Source organism: Aeromonas popoffii (assembly GCF_000820025.1).
Taxonomy (GTDB): domain Bacteria; phylum Pseudomonadota; class Gammaproteobacteria; order Enterobacterales; family Aeromonadaceae; genus Aeromonas; species Aeromonas popoffii.
Map to the genome: position 1 here is coordinate 42,251 of NZ_CDBI01000067.1, position 16,493 is coordinate 58,743.

At 63.8% G+C, this 16,493-nt stretch carries 12 protein-coding genes; 5 read left to right on the plus strand and 7 right to left on the minus strand.

The genetic code is table 11. The annotated features are described in order from the left end of the window. Positions 1–372: 372 nt before the first annotated feature. The 7 genes from BN1129_RS14505 to BN1129_RS14535 form a co-directional block, all read right to left on the minus strand. On the minus strand, positions 373–3,264 hold the full coding sequence (locus BN1129_RS14505) for a DUF748 domain-containing protein (protein WP_042037428.1): 2,892 nt from the start codon (positions 3,262–3,264) through the stop codon (positions 373–375). A gap of 428 nt (positions 3,265–3,692) precedes the next feature. Next, entirely contained in the window at positions 3,693–4,103 is a 411-nt protein-coding gene (locus BN1129_RS14510; protein ID WP_042037440.1) for a MerR family transcriptional regulator, read from the minus strand. Positions 4,104–4,178: 75 nt separating this feature from the next. Continuing rightward, positions 4,179–5,123, minus strand: coding sequence for a hydroxymethylglutaryl-CoA lyase (locus tag BN1129_RS14515; RefSeq protein ID WP_157013418.1), 945 nt, complete (start codon positions 5,121–5,123; stop codon positions 4,179–4,181). Positions 5,124–5,137: 14 nt separating this feature from the next. Further along, on the minus strand, positions 5,138–7,102 hold the full coding sequence (locus BN1129_RS14520) for an acetyl/propionyl/methylcrotonyl-CoA carboxylase subunit alpha (RefSeq protein WP_042037430.1): 1,965 nt from the start codon (positions 7,100–7,102) through the stop codon (positions 5,138–5,140). Further along, entirely contained in the window at positions 7,099–7,932 is an 834-nt protein-coding gene (locus BN1129_RS14525) for an enoyl-CoA hydratase-related protein (protein ID WP_042037431.1), read from the minus strand. Before BN1129_RS14525 ends, BN1129_RS14520 begins: the two co-directional genes overlap by 4 nt. An 11-nt stretch (positions 7,933–7,943) precedes the next feature. Next, positions 7,944–9,545: a carboxyl transferase domain-containing protein gene (locus BN1129_RS14530; protein ID WP_042037432.1), complete on the minus strand. Its 1,602-nt coding sequence runs from the start codon at positions 9,543–9,545 to the stop codon at positions 7,944–7,946. Then, positions 9,542–10,690 (minus strand): isovaleryl-CoA dehydrogenase, encoded by a 1,149-nt coding sequence (locus BN1129_RS14535; protein WP_042037433.1) that lies wholly within the window; start codon positions 10,688–10,690, stop codon positions 9,542–9,544. The genes BN1129_RS14530 and BN1129_RS14535 overlap by 4 nt, the downstream gene beginning before the upstream one ends. A 253-nt stretch (positions 10,691–10,943) precedes the next feature. Between BN1129_RS14535 and BN1129_RS14540 the strand changes: the two genes are divergently transcribed. The 5 genes from BN1129_RS14540 to mmsB all read left to right on the plus strand — a co-directional run. Beyond that, a complete protein-coding gene (locus BN1129_RS14540; protein WP_042037434.1) occupies positions 10,944–12,455 on the plus strand; it encodes a CoA-acylating methylmalonate-semialdehyde dehydrogenase in 1,512 nt (503 codons plus the stop codon). A gap of 111 nt (positions 12,456–12,566) precedes the next feature. Further along, complete coding sequence (locus BN1129_RS14545) at positions 12,567–13,724, plus strand: acyl-CoA dehydrogenase family protein (protein ID WP_042037435.1); 1,158 nt, start codon at positions 12,567–12,569, stop codon at positions 13,722–13,724. A 105-nt stretch (positions 13,725–13,829) separates the two neighbouring features. Next, positions 13,830–14,630 carry an enoyl-CoA hydratase gene (locus tag BN1129_RS14550; RefSeq protein WP_042037436.1) on the plus strand — a complete coding sequence of 267 codons (801 nt, stop codon included), beginning with the start codon at positions 13,830–13,832 and terminating at the stop codon, positions 14,628–14,630. Beyond that, a complete protein-coding gene (locus tag BN1129_RS14555; RefSeq protein ID WP_042037437.1) occupies positions 14,627–15,739 on the plus strand; it encodes an enoyl-CoA hydratase/isomerase family protein in 1,113 nt (370 codons plus the stop codon). Before BN1129_RS14550 ends, BN1129_RS14555 begins: the two co-directional genes overlap by 4 nt. A gap of 77 nt (positions 15,740–15,816) precedes the next feature. After that, positions 15,817–16,493 (plus strand): 3-hydroxyisobutyrate dehydrogenase (mmsB, locus tag BN1129_RS14560; RefSeq protein WP_042037438.1); only part of this gene is annotated, 677 nt, incomplete at its 3' end.

Below are 16,493 nucleotides of genomic sequence, written 5' to 3' on the forward strand. Positions count from 1 at the left end.
AACGCCATTTCTGAAAGTAAGCAACATAGGACGTGGGCATGTTTGACTGCCGCGCCTTGTCCCTCTTTTTATTGCCTGAGTGGTGGTTGTCTAAAAAATAGCCTCATATGCCATCAAGCAAGAGTGTATCACTGCTATATCAAGTTGAGACAGATCTCAGCTTATGTTGGGAGTCTGCAGGTTGGGCTGGGCCTAAGCAGGGATAGCAGGGATAGCATGGCTGACAACGGGAGCATCAGGAAAAGGGGGCACGGGTAGTCGCACCAGTGCCATCTGCCTGGCGCATAGCAGCGCAATAATAGCGCCGCAATATGGCGATGTGAAAAGACAACCGGCAGGGTGAGCAAAGGGGGGCTTTTGGCTCCCCGTTGCTCAATCATCCAGGGTCAGGACGACCTTGGCTTCCTTGTCCGTTTCCCGCACCTGGCTGTCGAGCACAAACAGCCGCTCTGGCGCGATTCCCTGGGTATCCACCAGATACTCCTTGGTGTTCTGGGCGCGGCGCATGGCGAGGTTGCGCAGGGACTTGGTGGTGATCAGCTGCTGATCCCGCAGCAGGATCTCCGCCTGGGCGCGCAGGGCCGGGCTCGATTTATCCAGTTTCAGCCGATCGGCCAGATCCCCAAGATCCTCATTGAAGCGCGCCTCATAGGCCTCGGCCAGTGCCGCTTGCAGGACGGGATCCTGCTCCAGCAGGGAGAGGTCGACCGGGGCGCCCGTGATCTTGGCCAGCGCACGTTCCAGCTTCTGGCGCTGCAAGATGGGGCGCTCCTCGTTGAAATTGACCTTGCCGCGAATGTTCATGCTGAGCTTGGGTCTCTCCTTAAGGGCCTGTGCCAGCTTGGCCAGCTTGGTCTGCTGGGTGGGTGTGAGATCCGGCTCACCGGGCAGGAAGAGCAGTTCGTCCAGATCCTCGGTGCCTCCGGCCAGGGAGGCCAGCAGGGAGAAGGGGGAGGTGATGGCCTTGCTGAGCGTGTTGCTCAGCACATCCCAGAAGATGTTGCCCAGGCTGAAATCCGGCTGATCCAGATTGCCCTTCACCTTGAGGTTCATCTGGATGACGCCATTGGCGTCGCTGAGCAGGGCGATGGCCAGCCCCAGCGGCAGATCTTTGGCCTGTTCACTCTTGATCTTCTCCCCCAGTTGCAGTTTTTTGATCGTGATGTCGTTGTTCCCCTCCAGCCGGTTGCCCCTCAGCTTGTAGTTCAGCTTCATGGAGAGCTGCCCCTTGTCGATGGCGTATCCCGCATAGGTGCTGGAGTAGGGGGTGAAGGTGGTGAGCTCGAGGTTGTTGAAGGTGACGGCCACGTCCAGCACAGGTTGTTCGATCAGCAGGTTGGTGCCGCCGCGAATGGTCACGGGGGCATAGCGGTCAACCTTGCCGTTGAAGGCGAGATCCGAACGCTGGCCGGGAATGTTGCTGATATGGCGGCTCTGACCCGTGAGGGAGGCGATGTCCACCACGAACTCCGGGCTCAGGCTGCGATCCGCAAAGCGCAGGTTGCCCTGCTCGGTACGGATCTGATCTATGGTGATGCGGGGGACGGGCCCGCTGGCCGGCTTGGTCCCGGCGGCTTGCGGCAGCAGCAGTTGCTGGACGTTGGTCACCCTGTCCTCGTTGATCTCGATGCGGGCAAAGGGCTTTCGCAGCAAGATGTCGCCAATTCTCACCTGCTGGCTGATGCCGTCATAGTGCAGTCCGCTCAATTGCAGGTGCTCTATCTGCAGCAGGCGTTGATTGTCGGCCCGATCCAGCACAGTGAGACGCTCGATGTCGAGCCCTCCCGTGACGTCGAGCTGGCTCAGCGTCCCCTTGGCATCGGTGGCGATGGCCAGCTTGGTGCGGCTGGCGAGCAGGCCATCGCGCACGCTGATACGCAGCAGATCCTGCAGGTAGGGTTGGGCCCACTTGAGGGGCAGTCCCTGCTGCCTGATCTCCCCGTTGAGGGCGAAGGGGGTGAGGGTGAGGGCACCGTCAAACGCCAGCGTACTCTGGGCGTTGAGGGTGGTATTGAGGGTGAGCGGGCTGCGCTGGCCTGCCTGGCTGCTCAGGGGGCCGAGGGTGAGGTTCAGCCCGGAGAGTTCCCGCAATTGCGGCTTGCCGCTGCTCGACTCGGTCAGCTTGAGCTCGCCCTGGCTGATGCGGGTCTCTTTGAGCGACCAGCGCCACGGCTTGCCGCTATCCGCTTGTTTGCCCGCCGGCTGGGCGGCGGCCTGCGGTATCAGCAGGGCGATCAGATCCAGTTGCTGGCTGGCATCCAGGGCGGCCGTGATGGCTGGGGCCTTGAGCGCTATTTGGTCGATCTGGAGCGATTGCTTGCCGCCATCCATGGCAATGCCTGCCAGCGCCAGCTGCTTGAAGCGGGCAAACTCGGCGCCCTGGCTCTGCTTGAGCTGCCAGTCGTTCAGGGTCAGCTTGCCCTTGGTGAGTTGCCAATCCAGCCCTTGTTTGCCCGGTGTGAGCTGGTAATCCAGCTCGGCACTGGCCTCGCCCTGCACCAGATCGACCTTAAGATAGGGGGCCCAGAGCGGTGCGAAGGGTGAGAGCGCCAGCTTGTCCAGGCTAAGCCTGCCCTTGCCTGCCCCCGTCATGATATCGAACTGACCGCTGGCCTTGAGCGGGCTGTGTTGGTTGAGGTTGGCGCTCAACTGAAACGGGTTGGTGCGGGTGGGCGCCGTGGTGAAATCCGGCAGTTGCAGTTCGAGCCCGCTCAGGGTGAGCGGCGGCACCCAGCCCGGGCTGCTGCTCTTGCGACTGTCCTGATAGCGGATATGACCCGCGGTGGCGGCCAGCCTGGTTATCTGTATCAGGGGAGGTTCGCTGCCAGCCGGCTCGGGCGTCTGCGTTGGGGTCAGCAAACGGGTCAGGGCGTCGGTCAGGTTGAAGCGGATGGCCCCCTTGTTGTCCGGGAGACGAACAAGCTGCACCGTCGGCCGGGTGAGGGTTGCGTCACTCAGTATGATGGCTTTCTGCCGCCAGCTTTCGCCCAGTGCGGGGATAATCTGCAACTGCTCGAAGGCGATGATGGGTTGCTGTTTTTCATCGAGCAATGCCGAGGGACCGATGGCGAGGGAGGGGTGACGCAGGCCGACGCTTATCTCCCCCAGGGTCAGGTTCAGGCCGTAATGCTTGGCCAGCCAGCCCGGCAGGTGGCGCTGGGTGAGGGTGGGGGCTTGCCATAACAGGATGAGCAGGGAGATGAGCAAGACGGCGCTAAGGTAAAGGACATAGCGCAACAGGCGGGCACGCAGGGGCTTGGGCATGAGGCTCTCCAATTGATGCGTATAGGGTACCAAAATATCAGGAGACGATCATGGCTCCGATTGATGCCTTGCGGCGTACTTTGTCCAACGGCGTGTCACTCTTTCGCTGCTCTGCAACTGGGCCAGCCAGGCTTCCAGCTGCCTGCCTGGCTAGCTGTTGGAGCGAAGCTCGCACGGCTGATCCCATTTGTCCGATCGCAGCCGGCGGGCGACTTGCTGCGGATACTGTTTGCTGAATCGCGTTGAGTTCGGAGATGAGATCCCGCGTCAGCCCGCGACAGCTGTTTTCACCCTCCTTGATCACGAAGGTGGGATAAGGGTAACCCCCGACCTGGAACAGGGGGCCATGCCGTGGAGCAGAGCAATAACAACCCGTAGCACCAGTGTTTCATGGGGGCACCAGGGCGGTGAGATGATCCCAGATTCGGTTAATCTGCGCTGGTTTTCAAGCTGTTAAGGGAATTTGCGCAGCGTTGCTCGGCCGCCTCCAGCTCCGCCATCACCATCTGGATGTCTTCCAGTTGCTGGCGCAGGGATTGGCGCTTGGCGTCGATGAGCTGGATCATGGAGTGAAGCTGGGTTTTGCTCGATCTGTCCGTGTCATACATGTCGAACAGCTCGCGGATCTCCGCCAGGCTGAAGCCGAGTCGTTTGCCGCGCAGGGTCAACTTCAGCCGGATCTTGTCCTTGTGGCTGTAAATGCGGGTCTGGCCCTCCCGGGTCGGGGTGATCAAGCCTTCATCCTCGTAGTAGCGGATGGTGCGCGGCGTGATATCAAATTCGTGGGCCAGCTCGGAGATGCTGTAGGTGATCTCCTTGCCGGGCAGGGGATCAGTCATCATGGTGCGCTCCTGTAGCAAATCGGATCTGTCGTCGCTTGGACCCCGAGAGGCCGGGCCCGCTTGACGGGGGGGTCAGAGATCATGATCTGCTCCTGTTGACAGTGCGGCGCGAAGCCGCATGGCATGGGCGTGCAGGGCCTGGCCGACCCGGGAGCCGTTGGGACGACCGAGTTGCTCGCTCACCCACTGACCGGTGGCGGCCAATTTATCGAGACTCACCCCTGTGCTCATGCCAAGCCCGTGCAACAGGTAGACCACCTCCTCCGAGGCGACGTTGCCGGAGGCCCCCGGCGCATAGGGGCAACCGCCCAGCCCGGCCACCGAGCAGTCGATGGTGCGGATGCCGCGCTCCAGCGCTGGCAGCAGATTGGCCAGCCCCTGGCCATAGGTGTCGTGAAAGTGCACCGCGAGCCGGCCCGCCGGGATCTCGTGCAGCACCGCATCCAGCATGGGCGCGACCGTGCCCGGGGTGCCGACCCCTATGGTGTCGCCCAAAGAGATCTCGTGACAGCCAAGATCCAGCAGCCGCTCGGCCATGGCCGCGACCCGTTTCGGACGGGTCGGGCCGTCGAACGGGCAAGCGATGACGGTGGAAAGATAACCCCGTACCCTGATGCCGAGGTGGCGTGCCTCCTGCACCAGGGGGGCGAAGCGCACCAGAGACTCCTCCACGCCGATGCCGATATTGGCGCGGGTAAAGCCATCGGAGCAGGCGGTGAAGAGGCCAATCTCGTCGACCCGGGCGGCAATGGCCGCCTGCAAGCCCTGCAGGTTGGGCACCAGGGCGCCGTAACGGGTCGCTCCCTTGCGCGGCAGGGCCTTGAAAAGTGCGGCGGAGTCCGCCATCTGCGGCACTTTTTTGGGTGAGACGAAGGCCCCCACCTCGATGCGCTGCAGGCCGCTTTCGGCCAGGCGCGCGATCAGCTCCAGCCGCTGGACAAGCGGCAGGGCACTGGCCTCGTTTTGCAGGCCGTCGCGCGGGCCCATCTCCACCAGGCTCACCTTGTCATCCTGCATTCCGGATTCTCTCTTCATGACTCGCTCTCTTGTTGGTCCACGGCATCGGCAAAGCGCACCAGTATGGCCCCCTGACTTACCTGTTCCCCTTGCTTGCATTGCAGGGTCTCGATCACCCCATCCCGGTCGGCTTTCAAGACGTGTTCCATCTTCATCGCCTCCAGCACCAGCAGAGGTTGGCCCTTGCTGACGCGCTGGCCGGCCTCGACCAGCAGCGCCACGACTATGCCGTGCATGGGGGCCGTTGCACCCAGGGCGGCGCTGGTGTGCTGATCATGATGAGGCTGATGGTGTTGATCATCGGTGCAGAAGCGGATGCGCTGGTCATCGAGCTGTAACACGAATTCGGTGGCGGTCAGTGCCTGGACGGGGTAGCGCTGCCAGCGCCCAGCGTGTTGCAGGCGGAGATGATCGGTGCCCAGTTCACAGGGGAGTGAGCTCCCCTGCCACGTCAGCGTGCCGGCGCGCCCGGACAGGGTCAGCACCCGGGCCTCGTCGCCGATGCGCACTGCCGCCGTCCAGTTTCTGCTGGCCCCCAAGCGAAAGCCGCGGGCCTGCTGCCAGGGAGTGGCATCGGCACTGCGGCTGGCGAGCCAGAGGGTGGCCAGCGGCCAGGCCAGTTCCGGGATGGCTTGCGGCTCGGTGGGGATGGGCCACTGGGTATGATGGCGCATGGCCAGTACGTCCGGCTCCTGACACAGGCGCAGCAGCAGCGGTCCGTTGTGCACCAGGGGGCCGAGCGCCAGCGCCGCCAGCGCATCAGCCAGCTTGGCAAACGCTTCGGTTCGGCTCTGACCGTGGGCGATGAGCTTGGCAATCATGGGGTCGTAATAGGGGCTCACCTCATCCCCGGCGGCGACCCCTGTATCGATGCGCACACCCTTGGGCCAACTGAGCCAGGCGATGGGGCCGCTGGCGGGTAGGAAACCGGCCTCTACATCCTCGGCGTAGAGGCGAGCCTCCACCGCATGGCCGCGCAGCACCACCTTATCCTGGGTGAGCGGCAGCGGCTTGCCTTCGGCCACCGTCAGCTGCCAGGCCACCAGATCCTGACCGGTGACGCACTCGGTGACCGGATGTTCCACCTGCAAGCGGGTGTTCATCTCCATGAAGAAGAACTCATCCCCGCACAGCAGAAACTCGATGGTGCCGGCACCTCGATAGTCGATGGCCCTGGCGGCGGCGACGGCCGCCTCGCCCATGGCGCTGCGCAGGCCAGGCGCTATGTTCGGCGCGGGGGCCTCTTCAATTACCTTCTGGTGGCGGCGCTGCAAGGAGCAGTCCCTGTCCCCCAGGTAGATGGCGTTGCCCAGGCTATCGGCAAACACCTGCACCTCCACGTGGCGGGCGCGGGCCAGATAGCGCTCAAGCAGCACATGATCATCCCCGAAGGCGGCCAGCGCCTCGCGTTTGACCGCCGCCAGCGCCTCGTCGAATTCGTCGATCTGATCGACCCGGCGCATCCCCTTGCCACCGCCGCCGCTGGCGGCCTTGATAAGCAGCGGGAAGCCAGTCAGCAAGGCTTGCTCGCGCAGCCACTCGGGGCGTTGATCCACGCCGTGATAGCCGGGCAGCACAGGCACGCCGGCTGCCAGCATCAGCGCCTTGGCGCCCGATTTGTCGCCCATGGCGAGGATGGCGCTGCCGCTGGGGCCGATAAAGCGCAGGCCACGTTGTTCACAGGCGGTGGCAAAGTCGCTGTTCTCTGACAGAAAACCGTAGCCCGGGTGGATGGCATCGGCCTTGGCCTGCTGGGCGATGCGCAGCACTTTGGCGGCATCGAGGTAGCTCTCCCGTGCGGGAGCTGCCCCCAGATGCCAGGCTTCGTCGGCTTCCCGCACATGCATGGCGCAGGCGTCAGCGTCCGAGTAGAGGGCGATGGTGTGGATGCCAAGGCGCCGGGCTGTCTTGATGATGCGCACGGCGATTTCGCCTCTATTGGCAATCAACAGGCGCTTGATGGGGTGATCGTGGGTCATGCTTCATCCTTGAAACGGGGGCGCCAGGCGGGAGGGCGCTTGTCGAAGAAGGCCTGCATGCCCTCCTGGGCTTCGAGCCCGACCCGTACCCGGGCGATAGTCTCGACGGTTTTCTCTTCATGCAGGCGAGTGCCATGGCTCTCGATGGCGGTCAGCAGCCGCTTGGTCTCTTTCATCGCCTCCGGGCCGTTGTGACACAGCCGCAGGGCCAGCGCGCGCCCTTGCGCCAGCAACTGATCCGGCTTGGCCAGCTGGTGCGCCACATTGAGCCGACAGGCGGTGATGGCATCGAAGGGTTCGGCGCTCAGCATGTAGCGGCGCGCCTGGCGCATGCCCATGGCACGCACCACATAGGGGCTGATCACCGCAGGCACCAGTCCCAGACTCACCTCGGAGAGGCAGAAGCGGGCATCCTCGCTCGCCAGCACCAGATCGCAGGCGCAGACAAGGCCCAGTGCGCCGCCATAGGCCGCGCCCTGCACCAGCGCCACTGTGGGGAAGGGCAGCTCGTCCAGGGTGTGCATCAGCCGCGCCAGCACCCGGGCGTCTTCGCGGTTGTGCTCGAAATCGGCGTGGGCCAGGTTGCGCATCCAGTTGAGATCGGCGCCAGCGCAAAAGTGCTTGCCCTCTGCCCGTAGCAAGAGGGCATGGGGCCGCTCGGCGTGGCCGTGGCGATGGGCCAGATCGTCGAGGCAATCGAGCAGCCCCAGCATGAGATCGGCATCGAAGGCGTTGTGGCAGGCGGGGCGCGAGAGCACCAGCTCGGCCAGCGGACCGTGACGCTCCAGGCGAAATCCTTGCTGAGCGCCGCTGAAAAGTGGATCGGACATGTCGAGCTCCTTTACATCCGGAAGATGCCGTATTGTTCCGGGCCTGTCTCGGCCCCCTGACAAGCGGCCAGTGCCAGCGCCAGTACGGTGCGGCTCTGGGCTGGATCTATGACGCCATCATCCCACAGCCGGGCGCTGGCGTAGTAGGGGTGACCCTGCCGTTCATACTGGGCGATCACGGGCGCGCGGATGGCCTCCGCCTCCTGCTCGCTCAACGGCTTGCCCTCGGCGGCCAGCTTGTCGCGGCGCACCTGCACCAGCACGCTGGCGGCCTGTTCCCCCCCCATCACTGAGATGCGGCTGTTGGGCCAGCTGAACAGAAAGTCGGGCTCATAGGCGCGGCCGCACATGCCGTAGTTGCCGGCACCAAAGCTGCCACCGACGATGAGCGTTATCTTGGGTACCCGGCTGCAGGCCACTGCGGTGACCAGCTTGGCCCCATGTTTGGCGATGCCTTCCCGCTCTGCGGTACTGCCCACCATAAAGCCGGTGATATTTTGCAGGAACAGCAGGGGGATCCCGCGCCTGTTGCAGAGCTGGATAAAGTGGGCGCCTTTCTGGGCGCTGTCGCTGTGCAGCACGCCATTGTTGGCGAGGATCCCCACCTGCATGCCTTCGATCCGGGCGAAGCCGGTGACAAGCGTGGTGCCAAACAGTGCCTTGAATTCGTCAAACTCGGAGCCGTCCACCAGGCGGGCGATGAGCTCGCGGGCGTCGTAAGCGCGCTTGAGGCTGGTCCCCACCAGACCGTAGAGATCTTCTATCGGATAACAGGGGGCTTCATAGGCCGGAGTGGATTGCGTGGTGTGTTCTCCCAAGTTGCTGACCAAAGTGCGGGCGATAGCCAGCGCATGGGCATCGTCACGGGCCAGGTGATCCGCCACGCCTGAGTGAGCGCAGTGCACCTCGGCGCCGCCGAGGGCCTCGGCGCTGATCTCCTCGCCGGTGGCTGCCTTGACCAGTGGCGGCCCCGCCAGAAAGATGGTGGCCTGTTCCTTGACCATGATGGATTCGTCAGCCATGGCGGGTACATAGGCACCGCCTGCGGTGCAAAGCCCCATCACCACCGCCAGCTGGGGTATGTTCTGGGCCGACATGCGGGCCTGGTTGTAGAAGATGCGACCGAAGTGTTCCCGGTCGGGAAATACCTCGTCCTGCATGGGCAGGAAGGCGCCGCCGGAATCCACCAGATAGAGGCAGGGCAGGCGCAGCCGCTCGGCGATGGCCTGGGCCCGCAGGTGCTTTTTCACCGTGAGCGGGTAGTAGGTGCCCCCCTTGACGGTGGCATCGTTCACCACCAGCAGGCAGAGCCTGCCCGCAATCTGGCCCAGCCCCGTGATGATACCGGCGGCGGGCACAGGCTCGTCATAGACCTGCCAGGCGGCCAGCGCCGACAGCTCGAGAAAGGGAGAGCCCGGGTCCAGCAGCTGGTTGATGCGCTCGCGGGGCAGCAGCTTGCCACGGGCTTGATGGCGGGCGTTGTTGGCCTCGCCGCCGCCTTGGGCTATCTCATCGAGACGGGCATTGAGATCCTCGACCAGTACCTGCATGGCCGAGCGGCCCTCGGCAAACTCGGGACTCGCCGTGTCGAGGCGGGAGTGGATACGACTCATGCGTTCTCTCCCATCAGCTCGCGGCCGATAAGCCAGCGGCGAATTTCCGAGGTGCCTGCGCCTATCTCGTAGAGCTTGGCGTCCCGCAGCAGGCGACCCGTGGGGTATTCGTTGATGTAGCCGTTGCCCCCCAACAACTGGATGGCATCGAGCGCCATCTGGGTGGCGTTTTCTGCGGCAAACAGGATGGCGGCGGCGCAATCCTTGCGGCTGGTGCGGCCCTTATCGCAGGCGCTCGCCACTGAATAGACCAGCGCCCGGCTGCTGGCGAGGCGGGTGTACATGTCGGCGAGCTTGCCCTGCACCAGCTGGAACTCGCCGATGGCCTGGCCGAACTGCTTGCGCTCGCGCACATAGGGCAGTACCACGTCCATGCAGGCCTGCATGATGCCAAGGGGGCCCGCCGCCAGCACCACCCGCTCGTAATCGAGACCGCTCATCAGCACCTTGACCCCGCCGTGCAGGGGGCCGAGCAGGTTCTGTTGCGGGATGCGGCAGTGGTCAAACACCAGCTCGCAGGTGCTGGAGCCGCGCATGCCGAGCTTGTCGAGCTTCTGGGCCGTGGTAAACCCGGGCGTGCCCGCCTCGACGATAAAGGCCGATATTCCCTTGGGCCCGGCCTGGGCATCCGTCTTGGCATAGATGACGAAGGTATCGGCATCCGGGCCATTGGTGATCCACATTTTGTTGCCGTTCAGGACGAAATGCTCCCCCTCGCGCGCGGCGGTCAGGCGCATGCTGACCACGTCGGAGCCGGCTTCCGGCTCACTCATGGCCAGGGCCCCCACGTGCTTGCCACTGACGAGGGAGGGCAGGTAGCGCGCCTTTTGATCAGGGGTGCCGTGGCGGTGGATCTGGTTGATGCAGAGGTTGGAGTGGGCGCCGTAGGAGAGGCCGACCGAGGCGCTGGCGCGGCTCACCTGCTCCATCACCAGCACGTGGGCCAGATAGCCGAGGCTCACGCCGTCATACTCCTCCGCCACCGTGATACCGTGCAGCCCGAGTTCGCCCATTTGGGGCCAGAGATCGCGCGGGAAGACGTTGCTGTGATCGATCTCGGCGGCGCGCGGCGCTATCACTTTCTGGCAGAAGGCCTCGACCTGCTCGGTCAGGGCGCAAAGGGTCTCATCCATCACTGCGTGCATCCTTGCTCTCCTTTGAATGACGGGGGCTTACCGGTCTGACTGCCCCGACGAGCCGAAATAGGGGGCCAAACTGGTCAGTCCATTTGTGCATTAAGTTTACGTTAGCGTAAACGTAAATTGATTGTTAGTCTAAGGTAAATTTGTCGGGTGGCGGCTGCAAGGCGGCTCGTTTCCCCTCCATCAACCGAGCTCAAGGAGTGAGCGGCATGACCAGCCAGTACCCATTGCAGTCTGCCAGCAAGGAGAGCAGGGCATGAGTAACCATCAGACCCAGTACGGCGATGTGCCGCTTTATATCGGTGGCGAGGCCTGTGCCTCCACGAGCGAGGCGTGGATCGAGGTGACCAATCCGGCGGATCAGAGTCTGCTGGCGCGGGTGCCGAGGGCTACCCCGGCTGAGGTGGAGCGCGCGGTGCGCAGTGCCCACGACGCCTATCTGCTGTGGCGGGATGTGCCAGCCCCCGAGCGGGCGCGGGTCATGTTCAACTACCAGCATCTGCTAAAAGCCCATCACGATGAGCTGGCCTCCCTGCTGGCCCAGGAGACCGGCAAGAATCTGGCGGACGCCAAGGGAGATGTGTGGCGTGGTATCGAGGTGGTGGAGCAGGCCTGCGGCATCGCCAGCCAGACCATGGGGGAGACCATGGGTAACGTGGCGCGCCGGGTCGATGGCCACTCCTGGGTGCAGCCGCTGGGGGTCTGTGTCGGCATCACGCCGTTCAATTTTCCCGCCATGATACCGCTGTGGATGTTCCCGCTGGCGGTGGCCTGCGGCAACGGCTTCGTGCTCAAGCCTTCCGAGCAGGATCCGCTCACCCCCATGCGGCTGGCCGAGCTGTTCACCGAGGCGGGTGCCCCCAAGGGCATCCTCTCCGTTGTACACGGCGGCGCCGAACAGGTGGATGCGCTGTTGTGCCATCCGGATGTGAAGGCGGTCAGCTTCGTCGGCTCTGCCCGGGTCGGGGCCCACGTCTATCGCACCGCCACTGAACACCTCAAGCGGGCCCAGTGTTTCGTCGGTGCCAAGAATCACATGGTGATCATGCCGGATGCCAACAAGGGGCAGGTGCTGAGCAACCTGGTGGGGGCAGGCGTCGGCGCGGCCGGGCAACGCTGCATGGCCATCAGTGTGGCGGTATTTGTGGGCAGTGCCCGGGAGTGGATCCCCGAGCTTGCCGCCGAGTTTGCCAAGGTGAGGCCAGGGGTCTGGCACGATCCCGAGGCGGCCTATGGTCCCCTCATCAGCCCGGAGGCGAAAGTCAGGGTAGAGGGCCTCATCGAGGCGGGGATCAAGGAGGGGGCCGAATGCCTGCTCGATGGCCGCGTCTGTGATGTGGCGGGTTATCCGGTGGGCAACTGGGTGGGGCCGACCCTGTTTCGCGGTGTGACCCCAGAGATGCGAATTTATAAAGAGGAGATTTTCGGCCCTGTGCTCGCCTGCCTGGAAGTAGCCAATCTGGACGAGGCGCTGACCCTCATCAACACCAACCCCTACGGCAACGGCACCTCTATCTTCACCGGCTGCGGCGCCGCGGCCCGCAAGTTTCGTCACGAGGTGGCTGTGGGTCAGGTGGGGATCAACGTGCCCATTCCGGTACCGCTGCCATTTTTCTCCTTCACCGGCTGGCGCGGCTCCTTCTACGGGGATCTGCACGCCTATGGCAAGCAGGCGGTGCGCTTCTACACCGAGACCAAGACGGTGACCGAACGCTGGTTCGACGAGGAGATCCCCACAGGCCCCAATATGACCATCAGCCTGCGTTAAGGGAGAAAGAGACAGGACTGGGCAATGCCGACTGGCGCGAACCTGGCTATCAACCTGCGTTGCGCGTGGGTCAGACAGACAACAGACACAGGACACAAGGAAGCGGACAAAATGGATTTTACCCTGACCGAGGATCAACAGGCTTATGTCGAGGTGGCGACCGCCTTTGCCAATGAGGCGCTCAAACCCCATGCCGCCCGTTGGGACAGAGATCACGAGTTTCCCATTCCCACCATCAAACAGGCGGCGGCGCTCGGCTTTTGCGGCCTCTATACCCCGGAACAATATGGCGGGCTTGGTCTGCCCCGGCTCGATGCCAGCCTCATCTTCGAACGCCTCGCCATGGGCTGCACCTCTACCACTGCCTACCTCACCATCCACAACATGGTGAGCTGGATGCTGGGCAGCTGGCTGCCTGGCGATGTCGCCGAGCAATGGGTGCCCAGGCTCGCCAGCGGCGAGCTGCTGGGCTCTTATTGTCTCACCGAGCCGGGGGCGGGCTCAGATGCGGCGGCACTCAAGACCCGTGCGGTGCGTGACGGCGAGACCTATCTCATCGACGGCAGCAAGGTGTTCATTTCGGGGGCAGGCAGCACGGACGTGCTGGTGGTGATGGCCCGCACCGGGGGCGACGGGGCCAAGGGGATCTCTGCCTTCATGGTGCCCGCCGACAGTGAGGGGATTGTCTACGGCAAGGCGGAGGAGAAGATGGGCTGGAACAGTCAGCCCACCCGTGAAGTGGCCTTCAACGGGGTGCGCATTCCCGCGAACTATCGATTGGGTCAGGAGGGGGAAGGGTTCAAGTTTGCCATGCAGGCGCTGGATGGCGGGCGCATCAACATCGCCACCTGTTCTGTGGGTACCGCCCAGCAGGCGCTGGACGATGCGCTGGCCCATGTGCAGCAACGCCAGCAGTTTGGCCACCCTATCAGCGAATTTCAGAGCGTGCAGTTTCGCCTCGCCGACATGGCCACCGAGCTGGCGGCGGCTCGCCTGATGGTACGTCAGGCCGCTGACAAGCTGGACCGGGGGAGTCCGGACAAGAGTGCCTGGTGCGCCATGGCCAAGCGTTTTGCCACCGATGTAGGTTATCGCGTCTGTGACGAGGCTCTGCAACTTTTTGGCGGCTATGGTTATATCCGCGAGTATCCGCTGGAGCGCTACCTGCGTGATACCCGGGTCCACCGCATCCTGGAAGGCACCAACGAGGTGATGCGGCTGATCATCGCCCGCCGCCTGCTGGCAGATCCCGGTCTGTCGCTGGCTTAACACATTATTTGCCCCTGAACCGTCGTCAGGCTTTGTGAGTCAGTCGAATGTTGGCTCCATTCAACCCTGTCATCATGGGGCAGTCTCATTTACAAGGACAATGCAATGACAAGGATCAGGCTCGAATATCACGGTCACGTGGCTTACATCACCTTCGACCATCCGCCCGCCAACACCTGGACCCTGGCCAGCTTGCAGGCCTTCTTGCAGATGATGGTGGAGCTCGAGAGCCGCCCCGATGTGGTGGCGCTGGTGATCCGCGGGGCGGGGGACAAGTTCTTCTGCGCCGGCGCCGATCTCAAGATGTTTGCCGATGGCGATCTGGATCATGCGCGTGAGGTGGCCGAGGCCTTTGGCCGCGCCTTCCAGGCACTGGCCGATTTCCACGGCGTCAGCATAGCCGCCATCAATGGTTATGCCATGGGGGGCGGGCTGGAGGTGGCGCTGGCCTGCGATATCCGCATCGCCGAACAGCAGGCCATGCTGGGACTGCCGGAGGCCTCTGTGGGCTTGCTGCCCTGCGCCGGTGGCACCCAGCGCCTCACCGAGCTGGTGGGGCCCGGTTGGGCAAAGCGGATGATCCTCTGTGGCGAGAAGGTCAATGCCACGTTGGCCTACGAGATGAGGCTGGTGGAGGAGGTGGTGAAAACGGGGCACGCCTGGGACGCGGCGCACCAGATGGCCCAGCTGGTGGAGCGCCAGAGCCCGAGCGCCCTGCATGCCTGCAAGCGCCTTATCAATCAGGGGCGCTGTGGCCCTCGTGATGGTGCCTTGCCGCTGGAGCGTCATATGTTCCTCAAGCTGTTTGAGGACGCCAACCAGCGTGAAGGGGTGGCGGCCTTCCTGGAGAAGCGGCCCCCGTGCTGGCAATACGAGGTATCTGCAAAGCAGGGGGAGGATTCATGAATGACGCGGTACGTGTAGCCACCCACCCCACGGCGGACGGCCATCATATCGGCGTGTTGACCCTGGACAGTCCTGCCTCCCTCAACGCCCTGAGTCTGCCGATGATCCAGGCTCTGCAGCGTGCGCTCACGCAGTGGGAGCAGGATCCCGGTGTGGTCTGCGTGGTATTGCAAGGGGCTGGCGAGAAGGCGTTTTGCGCCGGCGGTGACATCCGTTCCTTTTATTACCGCAAACAGGAGGAGAGCGAGCAGGCGCTGTTTGGATATGCACGGGATTTTTTTGAGCAGGAGTATCGGCTCGACCACCATATTCACCGTTATGCCAAGCCCCTCATCTGCGTGGCGGATGGCATCTGCATGGGCGGCGGCATAGGCCTGTTCGCCGGCGCCGACTTTCGGGTGGTGACCGAGAAGAGCCTGTTCGCCATGCCAGAGGTGACTATCGGTCTCTATCCCGATGTAGGGGCCAGCTGGTTTTTAAGCCGGATGCCGGGAAGACTCGGACTCTGGCTCGGGCTCACTGGCGCGCGTTTCAACGGCGCGGATGCCATCGGCCTGGGACTGGCGGATCACGCCATGACCAGCCGCGAGCGGGCTGACTTGTTGCCGCGGCTGGCCGAATTGGGGTGGGGGGGAAAGGTCGCGCCGCGCGAGCAGATCGCACAGTTGCTGAGCGGCTTGCAGGCAGAGGCAGACCAACTGCTGCCAGCCCCTGTGATCTTGCCCCATCAGGCCAAGATCGATGCCCTGCTGGCCGGGCGCACCCTGCAAGGGGTACTGGATCGGTTGTACGATGCTCTCTTCGATCCCGAACTGGGCGAAGGGAGCCTGGCGCAGGCCCGCGACATCTGTCGCGGCGGCAGCCCCATCAGCCGCGCCATCCTGTGGCGCCAGTACTGGCAGGCGCGCCGCCAGTCGCTGACCGAGGTGTTTGCCGATGAGCTGGCGCTCTCGGTTAACTGCGTGCTGAGGGGGGATTTTGTAGAAGGGGTGCGTGCGCTGCTCATCGACAAGGACAAATCACCTCGCTGGCAGGCGCCACCGCCCGGCACTGACTGGCTGGATGCCTTCTATCGCTGGCCCGAAGGGAAAAACCCCCTGACGCCTTGAGCCTGAGAGCGTCAGGCGCCAGGGCGGATGAATAGACACAGGTTGCTGGATAACCAGCACGGCAAGGAGCAGACAAGATGACAAGGATAGGGTTTATCGGGCTGGGCAACATGGGTGGGCCCATGGCCGCCAACCTGGCCAGGGCGGGGCATGGGGTTCAGGTGTTTGACTTGATGCCGGAGAGTGTTGCCAAGGCGATCGCCGCGGGTTGTATCGCCGCAGGAGATGCCCGCGAGGCGGTGGCCGATTGTGAGGTGGTCATCAGCATGCTGCCCGCCGGTGAGCATGTTCGGGCGCTTTGGCTTGGCGGCAATGGTGGACAGGATCTGCTGGGGGCCTTGCCTGCGGGGGCTCTGGTGATCGACTGCTCCACCATAGACGTGGCCTCGGCTCGCCAGGTCGGGGAGGCGGCCAGGGCGCACGGCATTCGCTTCATCGATGCGCCCGTCTCGGGCGGGGTGGCGGGGGCGAGCGCGGGGACCCTCACTTTCATCGTCGGTGGTGAACTGGCGGATTTCGAGGCGGCCAGGCCTATTCTGGCTCACATGGGGCAGAATCTGTTTCATGCCGGGGCGCTCGGGGCGGGCCAGATCGCCAAGATGTGCAACAACATGCTGCTTGCCATCCACATGGCGGGCACCGCCGAGGCGCTGGCGCTCGGGGTGAAGGAGGGACTGGACCCGGGCGTCCTCTCCACCATCATGGGCAAGAGCTCGGGTAACAACTGGAGCCTGGAGCGTTACAACCCCTGGCC

Coding starts and splice junctions, on each gene's coding strand:
- BN1129_RS14505 (WP_042037428.1), bottom strand. CDS start 3,264: ATGCCCAAGCCCCTGCGTGCCCGCCTGTTGCGCTATGTCCTTTACCTT.
- BN1129_RS14510 (WP_042037440.1), bottom strand. CDS start 4,103: ATGACTGATCCCCTGCCCGGCAAGGAGATCACCTACAGCATCTCCGAG.
- BN1129_RS14515 (WP_157013418.1), bottom strand. CDS start 5,123: ATGCAGGATGACAAGGTGAGCCTGGTGGAGATGGGCCCGCGCGACGGC.
- BN1129_RS14520 (WP_042037430.1), bottom strand. CDS start 7,102: ATGACCCACGATCACCCCATCAAGCGCCTGTTGATTGCCAATAGAGGC.
- BN1129_RS14525 (WP_042037431.1), bottom strand. CDS start 7,932: ATGTCCGATCCACTTTTCAGCGGCGCTCAGCAAGGATTTCGCCTGGAG.
- BN1129_RS14530 (WP_042037432.1), bottom strand. CDS start 9,545: ATGAGTCGTATCCACTCCCGCCTCGACACGGCGAGTCCCGAGTTTGCC.
- BN1129_RS14535 (WP_042037433.1), bottom strand. CDS start 10,690: ATGCACGCAGTGATGGATGAGACCCTTTGCGCCCTGACCGAGCAGGTC.
- BN1129_RS14540 (WP_042037434.1), top strand. CDS start 10,944: ATGAGTAACCATCAGACCCAGTACGGCGATGTGCCGCTTTATATCGGT.
- BN1129_RS14545 (WP_042037435.1), top strand. CDS start 12,567: ATGGATTTTACCCTGACCGAGGATCAACAGGCTTATGTCGAGGTGGCG.
- BN1129_RS14550 (WP_042037436.1), top strand. CDS start 13,830: ATGACAAGGATCAGGCTCGAATATCACGGTCACGTGGCTTACATCACC.
- BN1129_RS14555 (WP_042037437.1), top strand. CDS start 14,627: ATGAATGACGCGGTACGTGTAGCCACCCACCCCACGGCGGACGGCCAT.